Origin of the sequence: Rhizobium giardinii bv. giardinii H152 (genome assembly GCF_000379605.1) — a bacterium.
GTDB lineage: Bacteria > Pseudomonadota > Alphaproteobacteria > Rhizobiales > Rhizobiaceae > Pararhizobium > Pararhizobium giardinii.
The window spans coordinates 1-1,571 of record NZ_KB902755.1 but is presented as its reverse complement, the minus strand read 5'-3'; the positions used below and the strand labels follow the sequence as shown (position 1 = coordinate 1,571).

The following is a 1,571-nucleotide window of genomic DNA, read 5'->3' as shown; positions in this document are numbered from 1 at the left end:
CGGCCGTTTGAGGCGCTTTGCGTTCGTTATGACCGGGTCGATGATGGTATAGGATCGCGCCAGGTAAATGGCTTGCCATTCCTCTGGGCAGTCCGATACGGCGTGGACCTTCTGGGCGTGGAGATTGAGGTAAGCGAAGTAGTCATAGCCATAGTTGGCTCTCAGACGGCTCAATGCGAGCTTCAAGGGCTTCTCACCGGATGCCCGCGCGATGGTTTCGATGAGCTCACTAAAAAAACGGTTACGCTTCATGCGATGAAACTCCATCTGAAGTCGCCATGCTGCACATGGTGAGAGTTGCTGCAGGCATCACAAACATGGCGTGTTGGACTTAAGGGCCGCTCCGGGCACGAAGTTGCTTTTAAAAAATCCGGACCAGTTTTGCGATCAGGCCATACGGAGCCCAGAACCCGTTTTAGCTGCCGGCGGCATCTTCTACAACCTCAAGGCTTCCTCGCAACAAAACTTAACAATTCGTGCTTTGCCGGCATCGGCAAGAATCATGAGAGCGATCGCGCTGCTGATGCGCATCCGCCGGTAGCTTCAACCGAGGCGAACATCCCGGTCTGCAGTTTGCACGATGGAAACACTATGGGACAAACCCGTCCTGGACGTCGCCCGCGGTTGAATGTCGCCTCTCCCTCAAGCTCAAGAATGCCTTCGAACTACGGCCTTGCGGTTTGAAACGGAGTGCATCGCTCGTCGCGATGAGGCCCAGCACCGTGAAGACGAATTAACGGAAATCGTGAGATGGCGGCACTACGCGGTAGCCGTGGCGATTTCGGTTGCTGCGACCCGGGATTGTGCGCGGAGGTCAGAAACGAGAAGACCGGAAGGCGAAGCCTGAATCTACTTCGTCTTCCCATCCAACACGATCCTCAACGTCCTGATCATCTCGGCTAGATCAAGGAGGACCGCTTTCACGTCGTCTTCGCTACCCCTGGCTTCTGCCATCAATGCCGCGATCTCGATCTCCCGCAGCGCATCGTTATTTCCGCGGCCGGGACGAACGCCGGTCTCGATGCGCATCTCCCCAGCCGTTCTCACCGCGCGATCGACGAGCCGGCGGCGCTCGTCGATGCTCAATTTGCCGATTTCGTTGGCGGCTCGATACAGGTTGGTGATGAAGTCCGTGGTTTGGGACATGCTGGAACGACTTTATTGATGCTGGGACAATGACCACTCAAAGAAAAAGGCCGGGTTAACGCCCGACCTCAGAGGCTCGTCTCAACAGCAAGTGCCAGTACATCCGTGGTCAAATGCTGGAGACGAGTTCCATCAAATGACTATAGAACAGCCGCATGGGGTTTTCAAGGTGCGTCGTCACTTCGCTGTTTCTTACGTCGTTTTCCATTCAGTCGTTTTTCCAGGCGTGAATGCTGATCCGCGCGCGGATTTCTTCCTGGTAAAGGGAAAGTGCGTCGGGCTACATGCGCAATGGGATTATGTCAGGTGATCCCGGTCGACGACGGCGGTGAATACATAGCCGCCAAGCCTGATGGTTTTGACGAGCTCCGGGTAACGCGGGTTCCTCTCGATCTTAGATCGCAAGCGGCGGATGTGAACGTCGA

General features: G+C 55.7%; 3 protein-coding genes. All 3 read right to left on the bottom strand.

Translation table 11 applies throughout. From position 1 onward, the window contains the following. Window positions 1-252, bottom strand: a 252-nt coding sequence (locus tag A3AY_RS0133065) for an autoinducer binding domain-containing protein (RefSeq protein ID WP_040669621.1), incomplete at its 3' end; no start/stop codon positions are given. Window positions 253-849: 597 nt separating this feature from the next. Further along, a complete protein-coding gene (locus A3AY_RS0133060) occupies window positions 850-1,146 on the bottom strand; it encodes a hypothetical protein (RefSeq protein ID WP_018329947.1) in 297 nt (98 codons plus the stop codon). A gap of 297 nt (window positions 1,147-1,443) precedes the next feature. Beyond that, window positions 1,444-1,571: winged helix-turn-helix domain-containing protein (locus A3AY_RS38505; protein WP_174371937.1), on the bottom strand; the 128-nt coding region annotated here is incomplete at its 5' end.

Excerpts from the sequence above, each read along its gene's own strand:
- A3AY_RS0133060 (WP_018329947.1), bottom strand. The coding sequence starts at position 1,146 with ATGTCCCAAACCACGGACTTCATCACCAACCTGTATCGAGCCGCCAAC.